We start from the raw sequence: 21,562 nt of genomic DNA on the forward strand, positions 1-21,562 counted from the left end.
ATCTATTTTTGAGCTAAATAACGATACATTTCCGAGCCGGCTAATAAAAACGCACCTACACCAAAAGGAGCTGTAGAGTTGGTACCCACCACCTGTCCGGGGATAGCTTTTTCACCGATCGGTTGTACATACCCAACTCTGCCATCGGGTTGTAAAGCGATCTCACTAAGATATTTCCAGCCTTTAACCGCAGCATCTTTAAATTTAAAATCGCTTAGCAATCCATTATTTATTCCCCAGAGCAGTCCATAAGTCAAAAAAGCGGTTCCGCTTGTTTCCCTGCCGGGTGCATGTTCGGAATCTAACATGCTTCGAGTCCAGAATCCCTCCTGCTGTTGACAACTCATGATAGCGGCTGCCATTTCCTTAAAACGCTCCTGATAGTAGGTATAATGTTTATCCTCCTCAGGTAGATCTTGAAGAACCTTCGCAAATGCCGCGAAAACCCAGCCATCGCCCCGGGCCCAAAAATCCTTTTTGCCGTGTAAGCTCTGGTGTTTGGGGAAAACATATTTTGCATCACGGTAATACAATTTCGCTTCCTGATCAAACATGATACTATCGGCATATTGCAAATAAGTATACATCCTATCCAGATAAAGTGAATTCCCTGTCAATTTGTACATTTTAGTCATCACCGGCATCACCATATACAAACCATCGGCCCACCACCAATAGTCCTGTTTATTGGAGTGGATCTGATATTCCATGACTTCTTGAGCACGTGCAATCTTTTCAGGGCTTGGCGATAAATGATAGAGATCGATATAGGTTTGGAAGCAGATTTGCCAATCACCAAAAAGAACGTGTTCGTCTGTTTCCCCATAGTTGTATTTCCACAGTTGCGTATCGGTAGACTTGGCTCCTTTCCAATCATTGTATATCGCCCAATCCGTAGAATATTTTAAGTCTCCTGCTGATTTTGAAATCTTATAGAATTCCATATTTCCGGTATGATAAGCTGCCTGATCCCAAAACGCCCAAACTTCGGGCTTATGATGAGACTGCCAGTATTGGTTTGCCTTACTTAGCTGAGCTAGTACGGTCTTTTTGTTCAATTGCTGTCCAAATGAAAAATGTCCTACAAACAATAGACATAAGATTAAATTGATCCGCATATATTTAGATGTATCGTATTTTTTGATAAACTAGCACATAAGCTGCTTAAATTGGTTTGTACACTATTTTAATAGAGACACTTATTACTTTCATCCCGTCCTCTTTTTGCTTTATGAAGCAAAATCTTACTCGTAAAAACTGTTCGCCTTAAATAAACGTACAATATACACTTATTTTAAAAAACAATCGTATCTTTAACCATATAATCTTCAAATTGACTTTTTCTGATCACAAAAGTTGTTTTCAAGATAATAACCTATGATAAGGAAGAATCGATAAATTATCTGATATCGGAAATACCATACTAACATCGCTGCTAACATGCCTAGTTTGAACAGACTCCTACATTCACGTCAGGCCTTGATCCTGATATTCGTTCTCATCCTTGTTCACACAAGCACGCTGACCCACGCGCAATTCCCCAAGGAGATGAATAAAGATTTATCCAATAGTTCGGTGAAATCTATATTTCAGGATAGTCAGGGCTTCATGTGGTTTGGTACCTACGACGGGCTAAACAGATTCGACGGTTATGATATAAAAACCTACAGAAATCAGCTAAATAACGAAAATAGCATTCCGCATAATTATATCTATTGTATAGCAGAAGACCATAATAAAAAATTATGGATAGGAACTGGTCAAGGAATTGGAGTCTACGACCGAAATTTTGATACTTTCACGCGTTTAAATTATATAGACCAAAAATCAAAACGGTCATATCATCTCAATGCCGATACGAAATCCATTCAAATCGATAGTGATAATAATATTTATATCGGCACAAACGGCTGGGGGCTATTTTACAAAAGTCATCAAGAAGCATATGCCATACAAATTGCTTTTAAAGATTATAAATCGAAACTATCCACCTTATACTACCACGTATCGGCCACGCATATTGACGCGACCGGCATGGTATGGGTTTTTATAGAGGGACGCGGTTTATACGCTTTCGACAAAAAAACTCAGCAGTTGAATCTTGTATCGAAGGCTATTACGAGTGCAACCTGTATGGCTAGCACAAACAGCGGTGAACTCTTTATTGGTAATTACGAGGGGCTATTTGTTTGGAAAATCAAAGACCATATGCTTTCGTCCTTGTATCCACAGGAGCTTAAATCGAGCCAGATCAACATGCTGACGCTGGAGGGGCAAAACAAACTTTGGTTAGCCACCCAAAACAATGGCATTTTTATACTTAACCTATCTCATGGAAAAGCAGCAAATAAAAATGTTCTACAGCCCGTACAATTTTCACTGAATAGCAAAACCATTTATACGGTTTACATAGACTCCCAGCGTAAAATATGGATTGGCACCGGAAAGGGCGGCATTGAGACCATTGATAACAATGGCTATAAATTTAATTATTTACAGCAGAAACATTATGCGGGATTTAACTTAGCGCACAAATTTGTACGTTCTTTCGTTGAGTATGATAACAAGATCTGGATTGGTACCGAAGGTGATGGCCTTTATGTATGGGATAACAAGACCAATCAGGTTCAATCTTTTCAAAAAGGGCCACAGCAATTGCCAGACAATACGATAAACCATCTTTTGACCGGAACTAACGGAGATCTATGGATCGCAACCGAAAGGGGCATTGCGCGTTATGCAAAAGGTTCGGGTTTAAAATATTATGTTTGCAGGACGCCAAATGGGGTCGTAAATAACAGTGTACAATTACTTTTTAAGGATCAGGATGAGAAGATCTGGGCAGCGACATTTTCTGAGGGAAGAGTGTATACCTATAATCCGACAAGCGACCAATTTGAAGTCTTCAGCGAAGACATCTATGATATCAATTGCATGATTGACGATAAACAAGGCAATATCTGGATGGGGAATTACAATGAGATCATACAGCTAAACAAGAAGACACGAAAAAGCGCCAGGTATTTAATCGGAAAACCTGTTCGTGCCATTCGGCTCGGAAAAAATAACAGACTTTGGTTAGGAACAGAAGGTAAAGGGCTCTTGGCATTTGATAGCAAATCAAAAAAGATTGTCGAAAATTATTCCACAAATGAAGGTTTGAGTAACAATGCCGTACTTAATATTTTGGAAGATAAAACCGGGAAACTATGGTTAAGTACCTTTAATGGCCTCTCGAAGTTCGATCCTTCCACTAAAAAAATTGTACGATACGAAGAAACGGATGGGCTTCAAAGCAACGAGTTTTCTTATGGAGCAGCATTTAAGCTCAAAGATGGCCATCTTCTTTTCGGGGGAAACAACGGTTTTAACATCTTTGATGCAGATAGTATCAAACTGAAAATTTATGAACCTGCCTTAGCAATCACAAGTCTTAAAATTAACAATAAAAAGATTGCCGAACTGAGCGACCGGGTCGATATTGGAAAAGATAATACTATTCACAAATTGACCCTTCCCTACAATCAATCTACTTTTTCGCTGGAGTTTGCCGCCTTGGAGTTTGATTCGCCACAAAAGATAAAATATAGATACCGCTTGGAAGGTTTAGACAAGCAATGGAACGATGCCGGGTCTACCCGATCTATCAATTACAACGGCCTGCATGAAGGAAATTATACCCTGCTTATTCAATCGACCGACTCGGAAGGCAATTGGACAAATAAGCAGATTAAGCTCGAGATTCAAATTCTCCCGCCTTGGTATAGAAGCTGGTGGGCTTTCCTGCTTTACACGCTGGCTATGATCTATACGGGGCTATGGTATCTGCGCTATCGGAGGAGGCAAATCGCTTTAAATTATGAAATACAGCTTTCAAAATTCACCATCCAAAAGGAAAGAGAACTCAATGAAAAGAGGCACGCATTTTTTACCAATATATCGCATGAATTTAGAACACCGCTGACCCTAATTATTAATCCGATTAAAGATCTGCTGAAGACCAATAAAGAGTCTGAAGACAGGGCTTCCCTTCAGGTAGTACACAGGAACGCCAAAAGGCTTTTGAGCTTGGTGGACCAGCTGCTTGTATTTAGAAAAACAGAGGACGGTGCCGAACAGCTCAAAACCAGCATTTTCGACTGTCAAAGCTTTATGAAAGAAATATTTCTATATTTCGCTGCCCAGGCAAAATTACAAAAGATAAATTATCAGTTCCAGGAAAATTCCGATCCGGTCTTTGTCAATGCCGACAAAGAAAAAATTGAGATCATCTTATGCAATCTCATATCAAATGCCTTTAAATTTACGCCTTCCGATGGCGCTATTCATATTGCTCTATCGCAACAGGGTAGGGAATTAACCATTCAGATCAAGGATTCGGGAAAAGGTATCCCCGAACATCTTGGCGATAGAATATTCGACAAATATTTTTCGGATCCACTGACTGGCCTCAAAAAACAAACGGGATTCGGGATCGGCATGTATCTGGTCAAAACTTTTGTTGAAATGCACGCCGGAAAAATAAGTTATACGAGTTCAGCAACAGCGGGAACAACATTCGACCTCGTTTTGCCTATCGTGGCACAACAAATGCCGGCCGAAGAACCATTGGCAGATGTAGCGCACCGCAACGAGTCGGGGATTCAAATGCTATACGATGCACAAGTGGTGACAGAAACAGCTCCCACATTTCCAACGGCCATATCAAGCAAAAAATTCAGTATCTTATTGGTTGACGACGACGATGCGATCCGCAGCTATCTTACCGACATTTTTAAGGTAGAATATACGGTCTATGGTGCCCGTAATGGCGTTCAGGCATTAGCTATGATCAACGAAAAACAACCTGATCTGGTCATAAGTGATATTATCATGGAAGAGATGGATGGATTGTCACTCTGCAAAGCCGTAAAATCTAATGCTACGCTCAACCATATTCAAATCATCCTGCTTACTTCAAGTACTTCCGACGGCACGAAGTTAGCCGGAATTCAATATGGTGCCGATGATTATATCCACAAGCCATTTGATTCGGAAATATTGTTGCTTCGGGTCAAGACATTACTGCAGAACAAAAAGAACCTTCAGGACTTTTTCCTTAACGCTATCACATTACAGTCGAATGAGCTAAAGATATCGATCACAGACAAGCTATTCATAGAACGGTGCATTGAGATTATTGAAGAGAACCTACTGGAAGAATTGACTGTAATAAGCCTTGCCGAAAAAACGGGGATGAGTCATTCGTCACTTTATAAAAAAATTAAAACAATTTCAGGCAAATCGATCAATGAATTTATCAGGTCGGTACGACTCAAAAAAGCAGCAGAAATGCTTATTTTGACAGATTCGAAAATTAATGAAGTAGCTAACTTAACAGGTTTTTACGATCAGCGCTACTTTAGACAACAATTCAACAAATTGTTTGGCGATACACCATCCGACTATGTCAAAAAGTACCGAAAAGCATTTCAGAATGAATTCCATGTAGACCGGCCTTAGTCTGAATTGTTAAAAAGTAAAATAAGTCCTGTACAACAATCACGAGCTCTTTCTGTTGTACAGGACGCTATAATTATTCGACTGGTTTTAAAACGAAGGAGAATGAATAATCTTTGTACGGCAATGTATATTCGTGAAGCGGCCATGCTCCCCAGCTATTGATTCCGCCTACGCCCATTTGTCTGAGGTCAATATTAACTTGCGTTTGTTTCCTTTTGACAAGGTCAGCGGCATGGCGTTGTTGTCGCTTGGGACCGTCGTCCAAATCCTTATCAAAATAATGCAAAGCGCTCATACTGAAAGTAGAATCTGCCGTAAAAAACAATCCCTCACCTTGCTTATTTCTTATTTCCATCCACCTGACATCGGTCTTATTACCTGTCTCCTGTGGCATTACATAAGGAAAATACTGTTGATCGACGGTCTGTTTATAAATTCCGACATGCGATGCAAAATTACGGTCGATGTAATTCTCCTGTGGTCCCCTACCGTAGTAATTAATGGCCTCAAAGCCAGCAGGCATGATCCATTGCATGCCGAAACGTGGCAGAACAGCAACCTTTTTTGTGGTGTCAGCCGTGAATGATTGAGAAACGCGCATTTCACCCCGTTGATTAATGCAGTATTTCATTGCTAACTGTCCATATACCTGAGGCATTTTGTAGGCCGCATAGACATAGACCAGGCTATCGATTAATTCGGATCTAATTTCAAGTAATTCAATAGAATCCGTAACCTGTTTCCAAGATTTCAGTTTTTCAGGTGTATTTGCACCGAAATCGTTATCATTCGGTGCACGCCAATAATTAGTCTTAAATAAAGCATGCTCATCCATTAAATCCCGTCCTTTGTAATGATATCTGGTCAGCCATCCTGATTTAAGGTCAAACTCCATCTGCAGCTGTTTTGCCGAGATAATCAGATTTCCATCTTTTCGCTCAGTCTTGATTTTCCCCTGTGCCACAATGGTTGTCTTAGGTTGAAAAACACCACCTAAAGACAACTGTTCGGTTGCAATAATATGCCCCATAGGAAGTAAGGGTTCGGCTTTTTTCAATCGATAAGTCAGATTCAGAAATTTCTCCCCACGTGCATCTGTTTGATAAGGGATAGACAGCACACCATATTGTTGCGGCAACACATTCAAGTGACTGATTAAACCAGATTGGGCTTTCTTTCCATCAACAATAAGCTCCCATTGAAGTTCAACATTGTCAAGTCCGGTAAAAAAACGTTCATTGTAAACCTGTATCTTTTTCTCCTTCATTAGGCTGCTATGGATATCTTGATATACTTTCTTCATTTCCCAGGCATGCGGATAGGGTGTCCTATTAGCATAAAAAATGCCTTTGGAAGCATAATTCCAGTCCGTTATGGCTTCCTTAGGCTCATAGTCTCCACCATAGGTATAAACCGTATCGCCTTTAGCGTTGATTTTAATAAAACATTGGTCCACAAAATCCCAGATATATCCGCCTTGGAATATTCCTTTATTTGCCCGAATGATGTCCCAATAATCCTTAAAATTTCCTAATGAATTTCCCATGGCATGGGCATACTCACATTGAATAAAGGGCCTTTGGGGCTTAGGATTGCGCGCTGCATAATTTTCCATCGCCGATGGGCTTGCATACATGGGAACAATCAGATCGGTATTCCAATCAAATCTTAATTCCCCATAATTATTCACAGCCCTTTCGTATTGTACAGGGCGACTTTTATCGAGCTCTTTCATCCGGAGGTAGGCCCGATAGAAATTGTAGCCATTTCCAGCTTCGTTGCCCATGCTCCAAATAATTACGCTGGGATGATTCCGGTCGCGCTGAATAAGACGTTCAACACGGGCAACATGTGCCTTTTCCCAGGTCGGCCTATTGGCCATCGTATAAGACAGATCATAGCCCATGCCATGAGATTCGATATTAGCCTCATCAATCACATACAATCCATATTGATCACAGAGTTGCAACCAATATTCGGCATTGGGATAGTGGCTGGTACGGACAGCATTGATATTGAACTTTTTCATGAGCTGTACATCACGCAACATATTTTCTTTGGAGATCACATGCCCTGTTACAGGATCTGTTTCGTGCCTGTTTATTCCCTTGATAAGTATAGGCTGTCCATTCACGTGCAACTGACCTTCTTTGATCTCAACCCGACGGAAGCCCACTTGCTGGGGAACGACCTCGCTGAGTTTACCCTCGTGGTCTATTAGCCTAACAGTCACCTGGTATAAATTTGGCATTTCGGCCGACCATAGTGCAGGACGCTCTATGGTCTGTGCAATATCCATCTCTTGTCCCGAGACTTTAACAGTTTTAACTGACACAAGACGACCATTTCTATGTAATGAAACCTCTGCTCTTAACTCATCTTGACTGCTCTGGTTAAAAATCAGCTTAGTATTTAGCTGTCCTTCATCAAAAGAATCGTTGAGGGTCGGTGCCAACTGAATATCACGTAGATATATCGGTTGCCGTGCCAGCAGATAACAGTCTCGTGTGATTCCACTGAGGCGCCACATGTCCTGATCCTCCAAATAATTTGCAACTCCCCAACGCATGACGCGCATTGTGATTAGATTTTTTCCTTTTCTCAAATATCTTGTTACATCAAACTCGGAAGGTAATTTGCTATCCTCCCCATACCCCACATATTGACCATTTACCCAAACAGATAGATTTGATTTGGCAGCCCCAATATGGAGGATAATAGGTTTGCCCTGCCAATCCTCAGGAATGACTACCTCTCGGCGGTACACAGCCGTGGGGTTGAAATCCATCGGCACAATTGGTGGATTTGGTTTTCCGATCAAATAAGTGAATTCAAAACCGGAGGTCGTATACATCGGGAAACCGTATCCATTGAGTTCCCAGTTTGCAGGCACCTGAAAATTAGCCCAAAGATGATCATCATAAGTCAACGATTCAAAATTGGCCGGTAATTTTGACGGACTATCTGCCCATTTAAATTTCCAGGGACCATTCAAACTTAAATAAGCGGAAGATTCACGCCAATCGCTATTGACGATCTGAGACGTATTCGGAAAGGTCACAAAATCGGTATGCATGGGCAGCCGGTTTTCTTCGGTTATCGTTTCATCCAACCAAGGGATTCCTTTTCGGACAAGAGTATCTAGCTGTTGCATTTTACGCGATCCATGTGTCAAGGTAACACTGGACTGCGCATGTCCAAAATTGAATATCAAACTATAGAGTAGAATAAGCACCAATTTATTCACAAACTGCATGTTTTATTATTTAGCGATTAAGAAATCAATTCAAAAAAGAGTGGTTTGTTTCACAGAATGTAGGTTAAATACGGCCATACGGCAGGCCTAGTGAAATACACTTAAATCCCATTGATCCTTCCAATTTATCTGTACTTTTTCATTCTGGAGATCTACCGGTAGCCAGATATATCTGCTATCCATAAGATCTTTGGGGTTCCAGCGGTCGGCCATAAAGATAAAGGCATCTGTTTTTCCTGCGACAGGAAGAATAAATGTGGATTGACCGCCATAAGTCAAAGCCGAATTTGGCCCTTGCATTGGATCCCCTAGGGATTTCCAGGGGCCAAAAAGACTCTTAGCGACATGGAGCTCTGCACGATTTGGAGCCCAGCCGGTGCATCCGCTGGTGATCAGATAATACTGATCTTTATGCTTGAATAAAGCTGGGGCTTCCCGATGATTCCGGAAGAGTAAGGAATCTTTTGCTGTCACATGCAGGTAATCATCGGTTAATTGAACCAGGCGTAAGGCATAGTTTTCGTCCGATGAATAGATTTGGTAAGCCCTGCCATCGATGTCTACAAATAAACCCATATCACGTGACATATTGTTATTTGGCCGGAAGCTGTGGACAAACTGAAACGGCCCAAGCGGAGAGTCACTGGTAGCAACGGCGGCCCTGGCTGCTGCATAGCCTTGCCCTTTCAACTCAAGATGGAACCACATCACATATTTCTTCAGCTGCTCATGATAGATAACCTTTGGCCGTTCCATAATACAGCCCCAGGCAATATCGCTTGTAGAATCTGCGCTAGGTGTGAGAGCCAATCCTTCAAACTTCCAGTTATACAAATCATTGGATGAGTACACATTGACGCCCTGGGATGTCGTTCCGCCACGTTTCTCACCATACCAATAATATTTTCCATTTTGATGAAGTACGCCGCCGCCATGGGCATTGATCACATCACCGGATTGGTCTTTCCATATTTCCCCTGGCGTAAAGCTATTCATTTCAGCACGTTCTACTTTTTGATAGACCCGGATATAATCAATTTCATATTTAGCGGGAAGTAATTTATCAGCTATCGTGCCACCGTTTATTCCACCGAGGGCCAAATTTAACAGGAGATAATGTGGTTGGGTAAATGGATTGAATCCTGTACCGTCCCGATTGACCAATTGATCCATAGGGACGTGAAGCATTTCCATATCATCCACATAAAGCGTAATGGCATCTTCATCCCAAACCATGCGCCAGATATGAAATTGATCTGCCCAAGCCTTTCCGCCAAGATCTTTGACTGCTTTTGTCTTACCGAACCAATGTGCTTTCCACCGTTGGTCAGTGCCAGTTGCGATATTGGCTAATATATTGCCGCGATAATATTCCATGATATCTATTTCACCATTGGATGGCCATTCCTTGCTCGTGCCTAAAGTCCAGAATGCGGGCCAAAGGCCCTCTCCAACAGGGATACGCGCGCGGATTTCAAAAATTCCGTATTTCCAGTGCTGCTTTCCTAAAGTATTTATCGAAGCCGAAGTATAGGTTATCTTTTTACGGCTGGCAATCCAATCAGAGCTGCCCTGAATAAAACCCGGATGATTACGTTGTTCTTTTTTTGCTTCAATAACCAACAGGCCATTACGACAGGAAGCGTTTTCCTTTTGATACCACTGCTCTTCCCGGTTGCGTTTGAAACCTTCTTCGTAACTCCATTTAGTCGTGTCGGGTGCACCATTATAATCAAATTCATCCGACCAGACCAATTTATACTGCGGTAGGATGGGCTGTTGACTATAGGCGATAAAACAACTTGACAGCAAACTAAGACAGACAGATAAAAGTTTTTTCATGATTTAGTTTAAGTTTCTTTGAGTTAACTGCTCGTGATGATCAGTAAACAAAAATATCCCCCTTTTCCTACGTAGTCAAGGGGGATATTGAGTCAAAAAGAGGGATATATTCGTATTTGTGTAATAATGAGATGACACATATCCCTTTTTATATTTCTACAAGCCGGTTGGGGCAGTTCCACTGATCAGTGACCATCCTGGATTCTGATAAATAACGGAATTTTCTGCTGTTCCATCATCCGAAGCCAACTGGAAATGCTCGACGGCAATAGGTGCAAGATAATGCGCCATGGCAAATTTCACCCCAGTATAAGACAGGGCATTGCTTCGGACCTCCAATGGTCTGAGGTATTCACTCCGTGCAGGATCTGAAACGACAGATTTATCATTGGTAGCGCCATAAATCAGCTGTTCGGGTTTGTACCAATCTTTCATCGGCCCCCAGAGTTTAAAGCCTTCAAAATGGTCTGCTGTTGTAATCAGCTGGTCCATCGCACGCCAGCGCTTGAGATCCATCCAACGTAGACCTTCCGCCATGAGTTCGCTTCTGCGTTCGCGACGTATATTGTACAATGTAGGTGACACAAACTGTCCTGCAGAATACGCGCCCCAATCTTTCTTCTCTTTCTCCATTTGTGTTGCAGCAATGGTTGCATTGAAATCTTGGTCGACCTTAGCACGTGTACGCAATGAGCGCCAATAGGCCTGCGCCTTCGTATCTAAATTTTGATTCTTTTCGAAACAGGCCTCCATATAATTGAGGTAAGCTTCGGTAGCTCGGAAGGTAATACTACCCGTAAATCCCTGTCCGTTTAGCGTTTGTAAACCGTCGTATGAAATACCTTTACGTATAGTATACCCCGTTGTATAACGTCTTTCCCAATCGGTATCGTAAACAGTCGGTGTGGGTTCAATAAGGGTATAGTGCGTACCTTGTCCAATATTGACCAATACATTCTTTTGGCCGGGCTCTTTTAAAAACAATTGTAAACGACCATCGCGATTTTTCCGAACATCTGCGATGTAATCATCGCCCGCATAACCACTGCCGGAAGCGTAAATAGGCAGTCCATTGGACATCAGGAAGCTTTCAACAAGGCCGCGTGTCAAACCAACCGCATAATTGCCACGCTGTGCATATACCGGTACATTGTGTGTCACCAAACTCTGGTTGTATTGTCGCCACAAAAGTACTTCGCCATAGCTGGACATATCCACGGCACCAAACATACTGAAGTAAGGATTCTCATTGTTGGCAGATTCTATTATTCCGGTGTTGCTCACCAGCGGCACATTGTCAGCAACCGCAGCTGCCGATTCCATGGCCTGCGTTAAAAAGTAGTCGATCTCTCCGGCAATACTTCCCGTCGGAAATGCATAATTGCTATTGTATGATTTTGCCGCACCAGGCCATCCTGGTCCTTTAGGGACGAATGCGGTTCCGCTAAAGTATTTGAGCCAGGTACCTTCGTACAAAGCTACTCGGGACTTGAACAGCTGGGCTACATTTTTTGAGATCCGCTGTTTCTTGCCATCGGGAGAACTTTGGTTCAGCAAGGTAATGGCCGAATCCAAGTCTGAAAGTATAAAACGCGCGACTTCATTTCTTGGTGAACGCTTGCTCGCTTCCACTAAAATACTCTTATCCTTATCCGACATCACATTGCGAATAATCGGAAAATCGCCCAAGGCCTGCAATTTCCCAAAGTAAACATAAGCCCGTAAAAAATAGGCTTCACCGATATAATGTGCTATGTTACTGGAATTTCCGAGAATACGATTTTCCTTCCATTTGGGAACCACCGTATTGATAAAATAATTCATCTGATAAATACTTGAAAAATCCCAGTCACCGCCGTTCGATCCAACGCGCCATTGGCCTGGAATAAACTTATTATCGAGTGTTGGAGTAGCCATATTGTCTGTATTTCCGTCGATGCCGAACGTGCCAAAGGACCAGTTGCCATGCGAAGGAAACAGTCCAGCATATTGATTTACGGTATAAGCAGCAAGTTGTGATTCCTCATCCAGATACGCTTCAGGTATGATGGACGAAGGGGGTGCAATATCCAAATATTTATTGCAGGAAGCTAGGCCTACCAAAGCGACAAGGCCCAATTGCATCAATCTAAAAATAGTACTATTGAATTTCATAATGAATCGACTTAAAATGTAACACTTAAACCTGCAGACCATACTTTTGTCAATGGATAAACCGTTCCGTTGCTTCCGCCATCAATAGTTTCGGGATCAAACATTCCCGCTACACTTGAGCCGGTCCAGATATTTTCTCCGGAAACGTATACGCGTAGACGCTCCACACCAAAACGTTTGGTTGTTTCTTTCGGTAAGGTATAGCCTAGCTGAATATTTTTTATGCGGATATAGGCTGCATTTTGCAAAAAGCGCGTCTGCGTCTGTTGATTTTTGGAGGTTCCAAAAACAGGACGTGCGTAATACGCATCAAGATTTTCGCCCAATGGATTGTCTGCGGTACGGAAATAATCAAGATGATCGACCAAGCCCGTTGACCACCATTTTGAAGTTGCTCCCCAAAAATAATAGCCACCTTGCCAATAGTCGCGTTTCATGACACCTTGCATGAAAACACTAAAATCAAAATTTTTGTAATCCGCATTCAGATTCAATCCAAAGGAGTAACGCGGCGTGCTGTTTCCAATCACACGACGATCACCAGGATCGGCCTCTGTATTGCTTCCACCATCTATTTTTCCGTCGCCATTCAAATCCGCATACATGATATCGCCTGCCCCCCATTGTGTTCCTAATGCATTTTGTCCACCATTGGGCAAGCTCGCCAGATGTTGACTCATCTGTTCCTCTGTCTTTGCGATACCAAGGGTTTGATATCCCCATATTTCACCTAACTTTTGGCCTTCCCGATAGTTTGATAATGACCCTATTGCGTTTGGATAGCGTGTTACTGTTGTGGTATAATCCGACAGGAGAAACTTTGCTCCATATGCGAAACCACTGGCTGTACGGTCATTCCAGCCCAGTGTAGCTTCAAACCCTCTTGTTTTTAAGTCGGTATTATTTGTTTGAGGAACCTGGGTTCCTAATGTATTAGGCAACTGTGGAGCTGGGCCGACCATATTAAATGTTTTCCGTTCGAAGACCTCAAAAGACCCAGAAAGTCGGCTATTTAAAAAAGCAAAATCGACGCCTAAGTTTTTGGTATTGATGGATTCCCAGGTCAATAAGGCACTTACCAAGCCTGGAGCCGAAGCAGAATTTGGTCGAGCATTATTAATTAGCCAAGCGCCATTGGCTGTACCCGTTGGTTGCGTGACATAAGTCGGATACCAGACATCGGTATTTTGATTACCCAGTTCTCCGTAGGAAGCTCTTAATTTCAGCATATTAATAAATGGTGCCGACTCTGCAATAAAGTTTTCTTTGGCGATGTTCCATCCTGCAGAAACTGAAGGAAACCAGCCCCAGCGGCTATCGCTGCGGAAGCGTGATGAACCGTCATAACGCAAATTAGCTTCCAATAGGTATTTTTCTGCATAATTGTAATTCAATCGGCCGAAGAAACCCGCTGTTGCCCATTTTTGATATTCGCCAGATACAGAAGGCACTACTGCTTTTCCATTGATGTCTGTGCCGGAGGTCAGATTCAATACCGGTTGATCCGGGATAATGATTCCGTCGCGTTGCACACCGAGATTGCGATAGGCCGTGTGTTCAATCTGACCACCGACCATAACTTTAACATGATGGTCGCCCCAGCTCTTATCGTAATCAGAAAAGATATTAATGTTATAGTAGTTTTCCTTTAAACCAAATTCGTACACATTGGATGAGTTTTTATACAGATACGGATCACCATTCACGTCATGGTTGTAAAGACGCTGCGAGTCCCAATGACGAAATTGAGTTGTGGTTCTATAGTTAAAATTACCAGTTGTACGCCATCCTTTAATAGGTTCGAGGATGAGTTGTAACTGTTGGTAAATGTAATCCTTACTTGATTTATCCTGTCCGCCTTCTTTCATGGCAAGTGCAGGTGAGGGAGAACTGAACAAGTATCCATTTGGATCATACAGAGGCAGCGTTGGCCAGCCCTGTCTGCCTAAATCATCATAAAAACTATTGGTCAATGCAGCCGGACGGTCGTAGTCTTCACGCACCAATCGCGCGTTGTAATTTACCTGAAAGATGTCAGATACTTTAGAATTGATTTTAGCAGCAACAGCGTAACGGTCGTAATGATCCGTATTGAAGGCCATCAACCCTTGTTGTTTCATAATATTACCTGAAAGGTAATAAGTTGTTTTTTCGGTTCCACCATTGAGGCTTAGGTTGTGCTCCTGAGCAAAAGCCTGATCCCGATACATGACATCGAACCAATCGTTGTTGTCGTTACCATAGGCATATCCTTCAGCCCAATACAATTTATTGTTTGGATCGACTATCGTCGAATTTTTCAGGCTTCCGTTTTGATAATCCAGGATGCGCTGCAGATGCTCCGCGGAGAAATGTGGTGAACCACCTGCGTTGACTTCGGCCTGATTAAAGTATTGCGCAAATGTATAAGAATCCATCATCTTCGGCATTAATGTTGGGGCATTCATACGAAAGCTATTATTATAATTTACCGATGTACGTCCAGCCTTTCCAGATTTTGTAGTAACTAAAATAACCCCAAAGGCAGCTCTAGAGCCGTAAATTGAAGCCGCTCCAGCATCTTTTAATACAGATACGCTTTCAATATCCTGTGGATTTAGTGCCGCCAAAGACCCTTCAGAACCATCGATTAAAATCAGTGGTGCCGAAGAAGAGGTTCCGATGGTGCCCGTCCCCCGGATATTAATGGATGGATTGGTTTCCATCGTTCCCGAGTTTTGGGAAATATTTAGTCCTGGTGCCAGTCCTTGCAGTGCCTGGATCGCATTTCTTACCGGCCTATTTTCTAGTTGCTTGGCATCCACCACCGCAACCGAACCGGTCAGGTTTGTTTTTTTCTGCGAACCGAAACCGACCACCACCACTTCATCCAAAACATCTCCTTCGGAAGCATCAAGTTGCACGTTAAGCTCGTAGTTCCCTTGGCTGATCTGTTTGAGCTGACTGAATTCAAAGCGCTGTTTCGCATAACCTAGAAAGGTAAATTCTAATGCCGTGACTGTGGCAGCACTGATCGTATATTTTCCCTGTGTATCTGTTTGTGCTTGCACTGTGGAACCGATATTTTTGACGGTCACTCCGGCCAGTGGCCTATTATTTTCGGTAACCTGGCCCCGTACAGTTATTGACTGCGCATAAGTCTGCTGTAAGCTTAAAAGTAAAAAGCAGATACAACAAAGCCAGCACGGTGTGAATACTATTTTTCTTTTCATAAGTAAAACTGTTTAGTAATTAAAATATTTTGATGAAGCGTAGTACGGCAATATGAGGTAGCATTATTGCGTTTCTTTGGGAATTCAAGGATCAAACAATCCACTTTTGATTGGTAAATTCATCATAATTAAACTTGGTTATTTAGCTGTTTTTGAGTTTTAGCCAGCTTACTTTTCCTACACCTATTTTTTATATGATTTGGAGCGGGTATTCAGCTAATCAGGCAAACACTCTTGGTTATTTAATATTGCCAACACCATAAAATGTCGTATTGACACTTGCAATATTATCAAAAACGTTACAACGGAAGGGGGGTAAAATCTTCTTATTTTAAGGGGCAAATTCGTCAAATCAGGCTTTTTGCCCTCAAAAAAAGCCGCATCTCCCGACGCAGCTAAACAACCTATATATTTATTTATAGTGAATGACTAAAATGAAAATTGAACTTCAAAATGCATAAAGAACATAAGATCAATTTTGTTAGCTCCGTGCCAAATACAATACCATAGGGTCCTCTAGTTCATTTATACCTTCTGAAGCGCATTATAGCCTAATTTAGGATCTGCTTCAAAAAATGAAATGTACGTATGCGAACAGTTATTATTCGAATTGTTCACATACGAACAGCACATTAGAAATGAAATAGAAGATTAGTACGCCCAGAGGCGCTCCCTGATGCGAAGCTGTACCGAACATGCCCCAAACGAAAGCCGAGCGATTCCGCATTACAAACTCATTCCCAAGGTAAACGCAACGCCTTTAGATTCCAGATCTACATTTCCGTAACCTATCCCTGTCAAAGGCATTTTAACAAAAGGTTTTACGCCAATATTAATTTTATCGTTAATTTTCTTCTCAATGGAGATCGAGAAATCGGCAACACCAAAGATATGCTGGTTCTCTCCATTCACTTCATAGACGGCACTTTTCTGAGATCCGCCATAGCTACCTCCACCTTCGTAGTCGAAGGTATATTTTTCCTTTAGCATAAAATAGCTCGAAAGTCCTGCACTGACATTGAACTTCACTTTTTTACCTTTCAAAACCGTATAACTCGCTGTCAGTGGTACATCAAGAACATCACATACAGCGCTCACATTGCTCGGCAATTGTGCCATTTCCGGTGGATTTGATGGCGCATAAAATTTATACGCTGACGTATAATTCTTTTTAGCGTAGGTAGCACCCACAGACACACGCAGTGCTTTTGTGAGGGGATAGGAATAGGCCAAACCGATATTTTCACTAAGGGAGGATTTACCTGCCCCCCGCACGCTTGTCAGATCTGGCCCGGCCAAGAAACTAACAACCGACCGCTCTCTTTCCTGCGCATTGGATCCCACACTTTCTTTAGGCTGATAAATGGCTGCCAGACGCTCCCCTGTCCCTTCAACCGGTTCTTCTCTTAAGTTGAAATGAGGCAATCTTTGATTGTTATATTCCATGGTTGGAATTGTGAATACAGTATTTAGTTTTCTTTCTTGCCCGATTATCGGATTTGCATCGGCTATCTTCTCCAAACGGATATCTTGCAGTACGATGGTTTCATTTGAAATCTGGAACACATTATTCGCACGTTTGTTCGGCTGAAATGCAATCCAATCTTGATCCCGTTTGGTTTCGTCTGGCGAATACTCCTTAGGTTGAACAGTTTTGTTCTCCGGAACCTCCTTTTCAGGCGAAATACCGGCTGTATTTATTTCACCTGGTAAATTATTGGTTTTAAATAACGCGCTATTCCAAACAAAAAAGATCGTTAAAACTGCTGCAAGTGTAGCTGCCAAGCTCGTTAAGACGACGATCTTTCGTCTCTTTACACGCCTTTCATTGTCCAATCGCGATTCTATATCTTGCCAATGTGATTCATCAAAGTCAAAGTTAGCATCACTTAAGCCCGACCTAAATAGCTCATCAATCTTATTCTTATCCTTTTCCATCATCTTTTCTCCTCCGTTTTACCAAATTTTACCCCTTGAACTTCCACCATTTCCGCCAGTCTACCACGTGCTTTATGCAGATTAGATTTTGATGTTCCAATGGTAATTCCCAGCATGCCACTAATTTCTTCGTGTCCATAACCATCGATCGCATAGAGATTGAACACTGTTCTGTAGGCAGGTGGAAGCTGCTGTACCATCGCTAATAAATCTTCATAGTTTAACTTTTGACTGATGCTATCATCCTCAATAATGGTATGCTCATACATGGATACATCTACCAAGATGCCCTGTTTAATCTTTGCCCGATAAAAATCAATTGCAGTATTTGTCATGATTTTTTTGATCCATATGGAAAAAGGCTTCTGAAAATCATATTTGTTGATATTTTTAAAAACCTTGAAAAAGCCTTCATTTAAAATACTGATAGCATCTTCCCTGTTATTAGCGTAGCGCAGACATATCCCTAAAGACATAGCGTAGTAGATGGTGTAAAGATCTTTCTGAGCCCTGCGGTCCTCATCAATACATCCTTTAATAATATGGATAGATTTTTCGTCAACTTCTGTTATCGCCACTCGATATTGCTTCTTTCTTTTGATAAATATAGTATTAAGTCTTATACGAGAGGATAATCGAAAAGGTTGCCTTCAAAAAATATTTTTTTTCAACTCAATTTCCAAGCAACCTTTTCACTGACCTGATCGTAATATCAAGACATTATTTTAAAACATACCATTATGAAATCAAACCAAAAACAAGTCAAATTAACTTTTATAGGTGGTCTATTGACCTTAACATTGTTTTCTGCATGTTCAAAAAGCGATGGTGAACCTGGCAATGTCGAAAATAAAAACAAGGGCGTGCAAATGTCTGCCAATACCCAATTTGGTAATATTCTGACCGATGCCGACGGTAAAACACTCTATTTCTTTTCGAATGATACAAAAGGAGCTTCGACCTGCAGCGGTAATTGTTTGACCACTTGGCCGGTTTATTACAGCAGTGAAACAAGCACAGACCTAAAAATTGACAAAAGCCTGATCGGTGAAATAACACGTGAAGATGGCTCGAAACAAAACACATTTAAGGGCTGGCCGCTTTACAATTATGCAGGCGATAGTCAATCCGGTCAGGTGAAAGGAGATGCTGTCAATAAAATATGGTACGTGGCCAAACCTGATTATTTACTCATGGTTGCGAATGCGCAACTTATCGGACACGATACTAAAAACTATTTAGGCGACTATACCGAAGGAACCGGAAAAACAATTTACCTGACCGATGATAAGGGCAGAACGTTGTATGCCTTTAAACCCGACAAATTCAACAAAAACAATTATACTGCTGCAGATTTCAGTAATGATGCGATCTGGCCTATCTTTCAAAAAGAGACTGGAGCTCTGCCTTCGCTTGTTCGTACGGCTGACATCGCTGTCATTACCGTCTATGGAAAGAAACAATTAACGTTCAAAGGATGGCCCTTATATTACTTCGGCCAGGATACACAGCGTGGAGATAATAAAGGGATAAGTTTCCCACGCGTTGGCGTTTGGCCAATCGTAAACGACAACTCTACCGTTGCCCCTGCTAACTAAACCAAAACTAACTATTCAAACTTATGGCACAAAATCTAAAAACCGTAAATCCTTGCCTCAGAGCACATCGTTACCTAGTCATTTTTTTCTTTACCTTAACAGTTCTCTCCTTCTCCGCCTGTACCAAAAAGCAGGCGCAAGAACTTACGAACAATCCGGATAACGGCACTGAAACTGTGACGGTACTAAATGTGTCTTACACGAATTTTTCTAAAGCACTCTTTGAAACGAAATGTAGTTCGTGCCACGCGACAGGACGTTCGGCCAGTGGACGATGGACGTTCAGTGGTTATATCTCCGTCAAAGACAATATTGCAAAGATTAATAATGCGGTACTGGTGACCAAATCCATGCCACTAGGCAGCTCACTCTCCGCAAAAGAAATAGAACTGCTGGATGCATGGATCAAAAGGAATTCACCTGAAAACTAATGTTAGGCATATGAAAAAAATCAACATGTACATAGCGCTCTTCATGATGCTCATCGCTATGACGACCTTTGCGCAGCAAAAGGCTTCTTTTGTTTCAAAAGAGACCAGCATCACCTTTTTTAGTAATGCGCCATTGGAAGACATCGAAGCCAAAAGTACCTTAGGCGCTTCGGCGATGAACCTTCAAACCGGAGATATCATCTTTCGGGTAAAAAATACATCTTTTCAATTTGACAAAAAGCTCATGCAGGAGCATTTCAATGAAAATTACATGGAAAGTGATCAATACCCCCTATCAGAATTTAAAGGCAAAGTCGACAACGCGGACAAATTAACAAAGGATGGCAGCTATACGCTGAACGTAAGAGGCACACTTCTAATCCATGGGGTTACTAAACCTTACAGTACAAAGGCAACATTTACTGTTACAGATGGCACGATAAAGGCGGTAGCAAATTTTCAGGTCAAACTTGCAGATCATAAAATTTCTATTCCTTCCATCGTTGGAAAAAAAATTGCTGAAGTAGTCAAAATCACCGTTGATGCGACCTACAAACCATAATACGAATTCATTACAAATGAGAAAAATACTACTTATACTCCTTTGCTTTCCTTTCGCAAAGTCATTTGCGCAGGAAGATCTCGATAAATTAATCCATATCGATGCACCCAAAAATGAAAAAGTCACGGCGACCTTTAAATCCGGCAATTTGATCAATCTCAAGACCACAGAAACAATTCATCGTAATGAAATGGACTTTAGAGTAGATCATCGCTTTGGCGATATCGCGGGCAGCGCGGGTGGAGGTAAAAATTTCTTTGGCCTCGATAATTCGACCGACATCCGAATAGGTTTTGATTATGGTTTATTCGATAACCTGAACATTGGAATCGCCCGCGCGAAGGGCGCAACGGCTGCTCGGCAGCTATTTGAGGGTAATGTGAAATACCGATTTATCGAACAAACGGTCGACAATAGCATACCTGTTTCCGTAGCTTTTTTTGGAAGCACTACCCTATCCGCGATGGAAGCTAGTACGGATAAGTCTTCAGCAGCAAGCTTTGAGAACTTCAATGACCGATTGAGTTATGTAACGCAGCTCATCATCGCCCGAAAATTCAGCTCAGATCTTTCGCTCGTTGTAGTTCCTTCTTATCTTCACCGAAATTATACGGCTTTTAATGATCAAAATGATGTATTCGCTATCGGTATCGGTGGGCGGGCTAAGGTTAGTAATCGAATTGCGCTAGTCGCAGACTATACATTGCCTTTCCGAAAAGCATCGAACAAGAAGTACCGTGAAGAAGTGGGTGGTCAACGTTACTATAATGCTTTGGGTGTCGGTCTAGAAATGGATACCGGAGGCCATATCTTCCACCTCAATTTTACCAATGCGACCGCAATACAAGAATCTCAGTTTATCAGCGAAACAAATAGCTCATGGGGCAAAGGGCAATTTCGCTGGGGATTTAGTATTGCGCGACGATTCAATTTTAACAAAAAATAAAAGGTATTGCGCTGTTGATGATTTGTAACGAAAACAATCCGTACAAGGCAATAGGAATTCAACAAGCATAAAAGTTCATTGAGGAAATTGTTATCAAATTAAAAAGAAGCTGTCTCAAATT

General features: G+C 41.8%; 12 protein-coding genes. 5 read left to right on the forward strand and 7 right to left on the reverse strand.

Features of this window, described 5'->3' with window-relative positions; genetic code table 11:
* Positions 1-2 precede the first annotated feature (2 nt).
* Positions 3-1,118, reverse strand: coding sequence for a glycoside hydrolase family 88 protein (locus B3H30_RS24675; protein WP_070565250.1), 1,116 nt, complete (start codon positions 1,116-1,118; stop codon positions 3-5).
* A gap of 331 nt (positions 1,119-1,449) precedes the next feature.
* Between B3H30_RS24675 and B3H30_RS24680 the strand changes: the two genes are divergently transcribed.
* Positions 1,450-5,502, forward strand: coding sequence for a hybrid sensor histidine kinase/response regulator transcription factor (locus B3H30_RS24680; protein WP_286835009.1), 4,053 nt, complete (start codon positions 1,450-1,452; stop codon positions 5,500-5,502).
* A gap of 73 nt (positions 5,503-5,575) precedes the next feature.
* Here B3H30_RS24680 and B3H30_RS24685 read toward each other — a convergent pair whose 3' ends face one another.
* From B3H30_RS24685 to B3H30_RS24710, 6 genes are all read right to left on the reverse strand, one after another.
* Entirely contained in the window at positions 5,576-8,758 is a 3,183-nt protein-coding gene (locus B3H30_RS24685; protein WP_286709353.1) for a glycoside hydrolase family 2 TIM barrel-domain containing protein, read from the reverse strand.
* Positions 8,759-8,845: 87 nt separating this feature from the next.
* Entirely contained in the window at positions 8,846-10,600 is a 1,755-nt protein-coding gene (locus B3H30_RS24690; protein WP_070565246.1) for a family 43 glycosylhydrolase, read from the reverse strand.
* Positions 10,601-10,756: 156 nt separating this feature from the next.
* Positions 10,757-12,754 carry a RagB/SusD family nutrient uptake outer membrane protein gene (locus B3H30_RS24695; RefSeq protein ID WP_070565245.1) on the reverse strand — a complete coding sequence of 666 codons (1,998 nt, stop codon included), beginning with the start codon at positions 12,752-12,754 and terminating at the stop codon, positions 10,757-10,759.
* Positions 12,755-12,765: 11 nt separating this feature from the next.
* Complete coding sequence (locus B3H30_RS24700) at positions 12,766-15,966, reverse strand: SusC/RagA family TonB-linked outer membrane protein (RefSeq protein ID WP_083295897.1); 3,201 nt, start codon at positions 15,964-15,966, stop codon at positions 12,766-12,768.
* 726 nt (positions 15,967-16,692) lie between these two features.
* A complete protein-coding gene (locus tag B3H30_RS24705; RefSeq protein WP_070565244.1) occupies positions 16,693-17,907 on the reverse strand; it encodes an outer membrane beta-barrel protein in 1,215 nt (404 codons plus the stop codon).
* A complete protein-coding gene (locus tag B3H30_RS24710; RefSeq protein WP_083295896.1) occupies positions 17,904-18,482 on the reverse strand; it encodes an RNA polymerase sigma factor in 579 nt (192 codons plus the stop codon). The genes B3H30_RS24705 and B3H30_RS24710 overlap by 4 nt, the downstream gene beginning before the upstream one ends.
* Positions 18,483-18,644: 162 nt before the next feature.
* On the opposite strand from B3H30_RS24710, the gene B3H30_RS24715 reads away from it, so the two are divergent.
* The 4 genes from B3H30_RS24715 (at position 18,645) to B3H30_RS24730 (ending at position 21,441) form a co-directional block, all read left to right on the forward strand.
* Positions 18,645-19,502, forward strand: a complete 858-nt coding sequence (locus B3H30_RS24715; RefSeq protein ID WP_070565241.1) for a hypothetical protein — start codon at positions 18,645-18,647, stop codon at positions 19,500-19,502.
* Positions 19,503-19,678: 176 nt separating this feature from the next.
* Complete coding sequence (locus B3H30_RS24720; protein WP_286775420.1) at positions 19,679-19,933, forward strand: c-type cytochrome; 255 nt, start codon at positions 19,679-19,681, stop codon at positions 19,931-19,933.
* Between the two features lie 10 nt (positions 19,934-19,943).
* A complete protein-coding gene (locus B3H30_RS24725) occupies positions 19,944-20,495 on the forward strand; it encodes a YceI family protein (RefSeq protein ID WP_070565239.1) in 552 nt (183 codons plus the stop codon).
* Between the two features lie 16 nt (positions 20,496-20,511).
* Complete coding sequence (locus tag B3H30_RS24730) at positions 20,512-21,441, forward strand: DUF5777 family beta-barrel protein (protein WP_070565318.1); 930 nt, start codon at positions 20,512-20,514, stop codon at positions 21,439-21,441.
* Positions 21,442-21,562 lie beyond the last annotated feature (121 nt).

The sequence above is a fragment of the Sphingobacterium sp. UBA7038 genome (assembly GCF_002494055.1).
GTDB lineage: Bacteria > Bacteroidota > Bacteroidia > Sphingobacteriales > Sphingobacteriaceae > Sphingobacterium > Sphingobacterium multivorum.